Raw genomic sequence first — 10,000 nt, forward strand, 5'->3', positions numbered from 1 at the left:
GTTTTTTCTTATACATTATCTTTGTGCAATCTACAAGCATATGATAAGTTCAAATGGTATTCTGCTCATACTATTTGTATCTCCCTAAAAGATAAAGGATTCAGCGGTTCATCCTCCACTTGCCCTGTGGAATCCGGATCTCAAACCTCGCTCCATGTCCGTATGTCCCCCTCTCTTCAATGGTAATACCGGTGATTGCCAGGATCTCTCTGGTGAAAAATAATCCAAACCCGGTATTTTTACCATATCCATGCTCAAAGAGGTGTGGTTTCTCGTCATATTGGATTCCTGCTCCGTTATCTTCAATTATCCATGAGAGGTGTCCATCCTCCCATTCATCTTCATAAAAGATCCGTATCTCTGAGAGATCGGGGCCTGCATACCGGAAAGCATTTTCTATTATATTATATATTGCCCGTTCCATGAGCGGATCGGCAAAGACCTCAAGACCGTTCAGATCTATTCTGATTCTGACTGGTTCTCTTTGGAGCTGCTCTGATACCGATTGAACCATTGCCGCAATATCATGCCATACTGCCTGTTTCACCCCTATGTTCTGGTAATCATGAGTAAATTCTATGGCTTTTTGTATAATCAGGGCAATCTTTTCAATTCGGTCTATATTCTCCTTAGTCTCCTCTGAAATCGGGGTAAGTCTGGTTTTATCAAGGAAGATGAGAAGGCTGTTTAGTGAGTTCCTGATATCATGCCTGGTAATGTCAGAGAGAAGATTTAATTTCTTATTAGCCTCGTACAGTGCTTTCTCCGCTTCTTTCTTCTCGGTGATATCGGTATGGGTTCCATACATCATATGGGGGGATCCGTCGTCAGTCCAGGACAGTACCTGTCCGCGATCATGAATATATACCCAATTTCCGTTTTTATGCCGCATCCGGAATTCTGCATCATAATGCTGATTTTCTTTGTTGAAATGTTTTTTCAGGATATCCATCACGACCGGTAGATCGTCAGGATGGGTGAGATTTTCCCATGTATGGATGTTCACCGGCATGAGTTCTTCTTTGGTATACCCCAGCATCTCTGCCCATATGGAATTGATGGCGACATCTCCGGTCTGGACATTCCATTCCCAGGTTCCTGCCCTGGTCCCGGCAATAATACTGGCAAGACGTTGCCGCTCTTCCCAGAGCTCTTCTTCGGCAAGTTTTTTCCCGGTAATATCCCTGACCCATTCCATGAAAAGAATAACTTCCCCCTCATCGTTCAGCAGGGGAATGACCCGGAGATCAACCCATAATCCTTCCGGTAGTTTCACTTCGGTCTGAATTGCCTGTCTGGTTTTTAAGACATTTCCTGCCAGGCAGTCAGGACATATGGTATCCAGGCCCCGGTAGGTTGAATAACATTTTGAACCTGGTATTCGGAACTCTGGAGGAACTGAACCAAATCCGTTCAAGTTGCTATAGATGATATTCATATCTGGGTCATGGATTGAGATCATATCAGGAACAAGGTCGAGTATTTTGTGAAACCGTTCTTCGCTCCGGGCAATCGCCTCTTCGATCTGCTTATGTTCGGTAATGTCAAGAATTGTCCCTTCATAGAAGATGGGGTTCCCTTTTTCATCAGAAATACTCCGGACATTGACAGAACCGGTAAATTTTGTCCCGTTCTTTTTCTTAAATTCAATCTCTCTGAGAAATACCGGCTGTCCTGTCTTCAGATCTTCTAAAAGGGCCTTTCTGTCCTCTGATTTGGAATGCAGATCCAGGTCTACTCTCCGGTTGAATCTGAAAATTTCAGCCTGATTTTCATACCCGAACATCCGTGCCATTGCATCATTGATCATGATAATCTGCCCGGATGGTGTAGTCTGGAATATCCCTATTGTTGCATCTTCAAAGATATGCCGGTATTTTTCCTCACTTCTCTGTAACTCCTGCTCTGCATGCTTGAGATCAGTGACATCATGGGTAATCCCCCGCATCCCGGCTACAATTCCGTCCTCATTCACAACCGGGTTTGCCCGTATCTCCATGATTCGTTCTGTACCGTCTTTGTGACGTGCTGATACGATAAGGGAATGAACTTTCCCGGGTAATTGCAGGTGTTGTGCAAGTTCGGCCATGACCATCTCGTGGGATTCTTCCTGTACAAGATTGAGTATTGAGGAATTGAGCAGTTCATCAGGGGTATATCCGAGAAGATCATAAACCTGCCGGCTGATATAGGTGAAATTACCCCTGTCATCTATCTCCCATATGATATCTGGGGACGTCTCTATCAGATCTCGTAATTTTCGCAGGTTCTCTTTAAGTGTCTCCTCTGTTTTGATAAGGTCTGTATGAGCGACCCGCAACTCTTCCAGCTGCTGGTGTAACTCCTCATCCTTCTCCCGTGCCTCCTCAAGGAGGGTGTCCCGCTCAGCCACCGTCCGGGCGAGAGTGATTGCACTCCAGCATTCCTGTGATATCAGGTGAATGAGCCGGGTGTAAAAGTGCATGACATGATCAACTGTCTGATGACTCCACCGGGGGACCTTCAGAAGGGCATTGAGGTATGCATCTATATCAAACCCATATTGTTCAGCCTGCTTTCTGAACAGGTCTGTGTTAATCTCTTCATCATCGAAGAAAAACTGCCCGAGGAACAGATTTCCAATGTGGGTATTTCCGATGGTAATGGGCGTTGCGATATCCCACATATTGTTTTTACACCGATACAGCCGGAATGTACCCGGATATACACCCTGTGATAAGATCGTATCACTTTCAATGCAGTTTTTACACGTCTCAGGGTGTATCCTGTGATATTGCACACAGATATCCTGCCAACCGGTCGCAACCAGGATATTTCCTTTCAGATCAAGTATGGCAACGCCAATCCCGCTGACCGCGTAAAAATCATTCATCAGAAGCTGTAATTCGTCGGTATCTATGATCTGTGCAAGATCCAGGCTGCCGATATCCCCGTCAGGTTCAAGGAGAGAGGAGAGTTTCTCCCTGATTCTGTTTTCATTCTCTTTTAATCGCTTTTCTGCCTGTAACCGCTCAATTTCTCCTGATGCTCTGACAGACACCATCTTGAGAAGAGATTCAGCCAGATGCAGGGTTTCAGGTTCTTTTTTCCATATGACCGAGATGACTCCGACAGGAATTCCTGAATAACTCCAAATGGTTCCCCCGACATACCCATTGGCCTGGAGTCTCAAAAGGAGGGGATCATCCTGAAAGGCAAGGTGCACATTATGGTCATATGAGTAGATCGTTTTCCCGATAACATGGGATAATATGGTATGATGAATCGGAAATACGTCTGATTCAGGGTTATCAGAACCGGGACAGGATGCAAGGGTTTGTGCCCTGTTATTCCCGGTCAGAACGTCGATTGAGACATAGGATGCTGCGAGGATCTCTTTGAGATACCGGACCACTGACTGGAAGAAGTCTTCTCCGTACTGGAGATAATCTGACTGAAGCAGGAAATTTCGTGTATCATCTATACGTTTCTCATCGGTGATGTCTGTGGCAATCTCCAGCCTGACCAGTCTTCCGTCTGTCCACCTGATAGCCCGGTCCCGGCAGTCGTACCACCGGTTATTTGATGGGTTGTGACATTCCCACCGATATACTCCGGCAGGCTCGGTATTCACAACCAACCGGTTATTTGTACAGAATTCACAAGGGGTATTTCGCCCCTCATTCAGCCATTGATAACATCTCTTCCCGGCATCATCACCAAAGACTGCCCGTGCCTTTTTATTAATGTAGAGCAGTTCATAGGTTTCCATGTCCGCTACATAGATGATAGCGTCAATGCTGTCCAGAATCGTATAGAGCTGGGCCTGTACCTCTTCAATTAAGAGTGTTTTGCTGTCAGGCATGAACTGGCCGGGGTGGTCTTTATGTCCCTGGGTGCTGCCCGTACGTCTGATTCTCTCCCCATCCAATGCGTATTTGTGAATGTGATGATGTTTTCTGAGATAGTCCAGTATCTTTACTGAATGTACCCACTCCTGGTCCAGAGACTGGATCATATCATCGATTCGTGAAACCTGCTCCCTGATCTGTCTTTCCAGCTCTTGAGAATCCATCATATCTTGCATGTCGATAAGAGTAGTTATGATGGTGAGTGGATTTCGTATCCCGTCGTTCAGGATAGCAAGTTTTGCAATATTCTCCTGAATCTGGGTGGTCAGTTTCTCCTTCTCTTCCTCAAGGAGGATCTCCTGGGTGATATCCCTTCCCTGGGCAATGGTTGCAACTACCTGTCCATCAGGATCATAAATGGTGGAAGAATTCCATACGAGGGTCTTTATCTCACCGTTCCGGTGCTGAATAGCGAGTCTGACCGTATCCCACCTGACCCCCTCATGGGTCGTTCTGATAAGCCGCATCGATTGCGCTGCATTCTCCGGTGGGAAGAGTATTTCAAGAGTTTTTCCTTTCAGATCATCAGCATTCCATCCACTCAGGAGTTCAAATGAATGATTGGCTCTGGTGATCAGAAGGTTCTTGTCCCAGACAAGAATGGGAACATTTGCATTGTTAATCAGGTTTTCAAGGTATGCATTTGTCTCTTTGAGGAGAGTCTCATGTCTGCTCCTTTCGGTGATGTCCTGAATGAGGGTCGCAAATTGTCCTTTCCTTGGGGAATAGGCCGTAACCTCAAAAAATTTGTCAAGTTCACTGCTATAGTTCTCAATATGGACAGTCTGACCGGTCAGAGCTACCCTGCCATAGGTATCAATCCAGTACTGTTCAGTTCCTGGTAATACTTCACGTACGGTTTTGCCAATGATATCTTCTCCCTTAAGTCCGGTTAACTCAGTAAATGCCGGATTTACTTCGATAAACCGATAATCAACAGGATTTCCATCAGTATCACAGATGATCTCATGAAGGGCTATGCCGGCAATATTGTAGGTAAAGAGCTGCCGGTAGGTATGTTCCCGGTCATCTATCTCCTGCTGTGCAGTGTATATCTCTTCAAGTTGCTGCTTGAGTTCTTCTTCTGAGCTCTGTATCTGTTCATATGCCGATAAAAGTTCGATATTCCGTTCGGCCAGGTCTGTAGTTGCTGTCTCTTTCAGAACTGAAAGATAGGTCACTGTTCCGGCAACAAGGACGAATATCACTGCCCGTATTTCTGCCCCGGCCATGATGGAGTGATCATGGGTATACAGAAAGATAAGAATGATGTAAATAATTGTGAGCACGATGGAGAAGAGAAAGCCACGCAGGAAGTAAAATGCACAGGCAATAATTATCGGAAAATAATACAGGTTCTGAAATATGGTTGTCCACCCTGACTGGAGAGAGAGAATACTGATACTAATGGCAGATGCAGTGGTAAGAATAAGAAGAATGAGGGGTAATTTTTCCGGAATCCTGATAGTACGAAGATATGATACTACACAACTTTGGGTAAAGAGATCAGGTTCATCCTTTCCCATCACGTTCAGATGCTCCTATAATGTCTACTTTTGTCTGCTTCAGGCATCGTCCGGTCAAGGGATGGACTCTGGTGATCATATGCAGGAACCACTGGAGTTTGATGTTGTCGTATCATCTCTATTCCTGGCGCCATTTACCAGATGGAACCCGGATCTCAAATCGTACACCTGACCCATAGATGCCGGTCTCATGGATCTCTATCCCGGTGATTGAGAGGATCTCCCTGATTAAAAACAATCCCATTCCGGTATTTTTCCCAAAACCCCGTTCAAATATTTTTTCCTTCTCTTCGACCGGAACACCCCCTCCATCATCTTCATAGGTGAGGATACAGTCGGTGTCATGGATTTCGTATGCTACTGTGATATGGGTAAGATTTTGTCCATGCCTGACTGAGTTCTCAACCAGATTATACAGCACTCTCTCGAGCATGAGATCTGCATATATCTCTAGTTTATCAAGATTTGACTCGATTCTGATACCTTTTGCAAGGTTGATGATTCCCTGCTGACTAAATACTGACTCAATCTTTTGCCATGCAGGAGCTGCTGTTCCAAGGTCCTGGTACTCTTTGGTAAACCTGATCAGATGTTCAATATCAGCAGATGCCTGAGAGATGGTATTCAGATACTTCAGAATGGTAGGATCTGATACTGATTCTTTGATCTCATCACTATAAAGCGATGCAATCATGACCCGGTTAAGGATATCATGACGGGTGATGCTTGATAAGATGTTGAGTTTATTATTTGCCTTCTGTGCAGCATCATGGGCTTTTCTGATCTCACTGATGTCATGAATCTGAATAAGCAGACAGGGTTGACCATGAATAAGTAATCGTGACCATGCAACCTCGGCAATGATCTGCGTATTCATCCGGTTCGTGAGTATCATCTCCTTTCGGTATACCTCATCACCTCTCTCCATAAGATCTTTCAGGATATCGCTCCCTCCCACTGCAGATAACGCCGGTATTGCGTCTATTTGTTTTCCCAGAACCTCGTCATCCGAAAGGCCGAACATGTCATGAAATCCATGATTTACTTCAAGAATCTTCCCTGAACAGTCTATGATAAGGATGGGGTCAGGAGTCTGGTTAAATATTGAGATGAACTTTATCTCATTGTCCCGTAAGGTCTCTTCTGCCTCTCGTCGTTTCGTGATATCCCTGCTGACTCCGATAAACCCGATGGGGTCCCCCCATTTGTCATAGAGTGGTCTGGCAATAACCTCGGTCCACACACTGGATCCGTCTTTACAGGGCTGTTCAACCTCAAAGGTTTGCTGGGGTACAGCCAGTCCCTGTTTTATCAACATCTGTGCATCCTGCAGAATTTTCTGGACCTTGTCGATGGATGACGGGCTTATGGTCTCTTCCAGTGTACTTTCCATCACTTCCTGTGGTGTATATCCCCGAAGATGCCAGACAGACGGGCTGATATAGGTGAACCGGCCTGAAAGGTCCATGGTCCAGATGACATCGATGGAATTCTCGGTTATAAACCGATACTGTTCTTCACGCTTTTTGAGTTCATCCTCTGCACGTTTCCGGTCAGTGATATCGTGGTGGGCTGACAATATACACAACTCACCTTTATAGGTGATAAAAATCCCAAATCCAATCGCCCAGAACTTCTTTCCTGACGGGGTCTTTAAGTCCATCTCAAAGTTTGTGACAATGCCATTCTTCTGAAGGGTTTCAAGCCAGAGTTTTCGCCGTGATGGATCAGCCCAGACATCAGGAGCCTTGGTATTGTACAGTTCATCCATGCTGGAAAATTCAAAAAGAGCCATAGCCTCGGGATTTGCATACCGGATGGTGCCGTCAGGAGTGACTATGCTTATGGATATGGGAAGGTTGTCAATAATATGTCTGAACTGGCTCTCCTGCTCTTTAAGGGCGTTTGATGTCTTTTTTAGTTCGGTAATATCCTGATTGACACCAAATACCCTGACCGGCCTGCCCTCTTCATCGGTTTCAACCTCTCCAAATGAGTAGAGATAGCGTTGCTCTCCGGTTTGCGGGAGAATGATCCTCATCTCGATATTGTAGGACTTTCCGGTTGAGAGGGCATTGGCGAATATATCCCGTATCCGTGGCCGGTCCTCCGGATGGATCATAAGGGCTATCTCATCAAATGAAGGGGTTGCATCAGGAGGATATCCAAACAAGGCCAGGGCTTCTTCAGATGCAGAGAACCGTTTTGTGGCAATATCAAGTGTCCAGTTGCCGACATGGGCTATGCTCTGGCTTCTCTGTAGATTATTGAGCGTTATTTCTGCCTGTTCTTCAGTGATTTTCTCTCTGGTAATATCCTCTATGATGATTCCAAACCTGTACCCCTTACTGGTCTGGATAGGAAACGTGACCTGTCGTATATACCTGGGCAGGCCGTCATGGCCAAGGATCTCCGTAATGACCGGTTGCTGTGATGCCGGGACTCCGGTTTTCAGGGATTCTTTTATCCGTGCCTCCATCTCTTCCAGATGTTTTCTGGTTTTTCTTTCGGGGAGCATCATCCGAAACATTATGTCCCATACTTTCATCCCCGATGCATCATCTTTTACAATGCCGGATATTTTTTCAGCAGCAGGATTCCATTCGATGATCTCCCCTTCCTCGTCGATCAGAATGACTGCATCTGCTGTATTTTCAATAAAGGAACGAAGCCGGTATTCACTCTCACGGAGCGCTTCTTCACTGGTTATCCGGTCGGTAATATCTACCGCCTGGACAAGGAGGAGTTTATCCTCACCTGATAGTATGACATCGCCTGATACGAGGACATGGAGGATTTTTCCAGTATGGGTTCTGATTTCGGTCTCGTAATTATGAAGATGGCCCCTGGTCTCCAGTTCATGGATAAGTTCTTTTCTTTTCTCTGGTGTCAGAATATTAAGTTCAAGGGACGTTTTCCCTATGACCTCATCCCGTTTATATGATAACCGCTCAAGAAATGCATCATTCACATCAACATATGTGCCGGTTGCAAGATCAGACAGCCCTGCAATTGCAGGATTTGCATGGAAAGCTTTCGAAAACCGCTGCTCTGATTCAAGGAGTTCTTTTTCAGCCTGTCTTCGTTTCACTGCCTGCATGACCTTGTGACTGAGCTCAGCAAACTGGGCTTTCGGGTCTCCTCCCTTCTGCAGATAAAAATCAGCCCCGTTATTAATGGCTTCAATAACTACCTCTTCTCTTCCCCGGCCGGTGAAGAGGATGAAGGGCATCTCCGGAAACTTCTCCCTGATTTTTTTTAAAAATTCGATACCATCCATATCAGGCATCAGGTAATCTGATATGATGGCATCATAGGACCTGATTGATGGTGATTCTGCAAGATCCACAGCAGTTATTGAGGTGTCAACGACAAATTCTCCGCTCCTCTCAAGAAATAGTTTTGCAAGGTCCAAAAGGAGTTCTTCATCATCTACATAGAGGATATGGATCATGATCTTGGGGGGATGAATCCTGATACCTGATCTTTTATATGGTCTTGATTTTTACATGTATTGGTGCAGATAACCGGAAAACCATTACGGATACTACTGATTATCCCTTTATCACTATAAAACACTTCGCTTCTGTCCATAGCTGGTTTCCCATAGTATTCGTGTCTATGGAAATATATGCTATGCAGAAAAAGGTTATGCCGGGAGGGAACAGGAGAGTCTGATTGAGTTTAAGAGGACCACTATGGTCGCCAGCTGATGACCGATTGCCCCCATGACCGGGGTCAGGGCTCCGACGGCAGCGATACCAATAAGAAAGAGATTCAGAAACAGAGCAAGACCGATATTTTGTGCTATCGTCCGGCTGGTTTTTCTCCCTAACCGGATAAATGACGGGAGTGCAGAAAGGCCCTTTTCCATAAGGATCACTCCTGAGCTCTCGAGAGCGAGGGTATTCGCACGACTCCCGATTCCAACTCCAAGGTCAGCCCTGACTAATGCCGGACCGTCATTTGTTCCGTCTCCGATAAAACATACTACCTCTCCCTGTTCCTGGAGTCTTGCGATATATGTCTCTTTATCCTGTGGAAGAAGTCCGGAGAAAGTCATGGTGTCCGGGATATGGAGCTCTGCTGCGATGGATCGGGCTACGTTCGTATTGTCTCCGGTAAACATTGCATATTTATATGCTCCGATCTGCTTCAGGGATGTAAAGGCCTCCCTGGTATCGGTGTGCAGGGTATCGGAGATGCAGAGTGTACCAATATATTCGTTGTTTTGAGCAACCAGAACCTCAGTCTCATTGCCATGCATCAGTCCCTGATGTGACGTTGCCTTCTTGGGAAGAGGTACAGAGCGTTCCTCTAAAAATTCCCTGCTTCCGACCAGGACCGGTAACCCGTTCCAGATATCCTCTATTCCTTTTCCTGGTATATGTCGTGCTGTGCCCACGTGAGTGATCTGAATGCCTCGTTGCCCTGCTTCTTCTCTGATGGATTTCGCAATAGGGTGAGGGGAAGACCGCTCAGCAGAGGCGGCTATGGTAAGAACCTCCTCTTCTGTATGCCCCTTTTCTGGGATGACTGAGATTACTTTCATCTCACCTGATGTCAGGGTTCCGGTTTTATCAA

Annotated in this window: 3 protein-coding genes; all 3 read right to left on the reverse strand. The window is 45.8% G+C overall.

Features of this window, described 5'->3' with window-relative positions; translation table 11 throughout:
* Positions 1-100: 100 nt before the first annotated feature.
* Positions 101-5,416 (reverse strand): PAS domain S-box protein, encoded by a 5,316-nt coding sequence (locus LDL35_RS02455; RefSeq protein WP_304019158.1) that lies wholly within the window; start codon positions 5,414-5,416, stop codon positions 101-103.
* A gap of 118 nt (positions 5,417-5,534) precedes the next feature.
* Complete coding sequence (locus LDL35_RS02460; protein ID WP_304019160.1) at positions 5,535-8,870, reverse strand: PAS domain S-box protein; 3,336 nt, start codon at positions 8,868-8,870, stop codon at positions 5,535-5,537.
* Positions 8,871-9,065: 195 nt separating this feature from the next.
* On the reverse strand, positions 9,066-10,000 hold a 935-nt coding region (locus LDL35_RS02465; protein ID WP_304019161.1), incomplete at its 5' end, for a cation-translocating P-type ATPase.

The sequence above is a fragment of the Methanospirillum hungatei genome, assembly GCF_020216685.1.
GTDB classification, from domain to species: domain Archaea; phylum Halobacteriota; class Methanomicrobia; order Methanomicrobiales; family Methanospirillaceae; genus Methanospirillum; species Methanospirillum hungatei_B.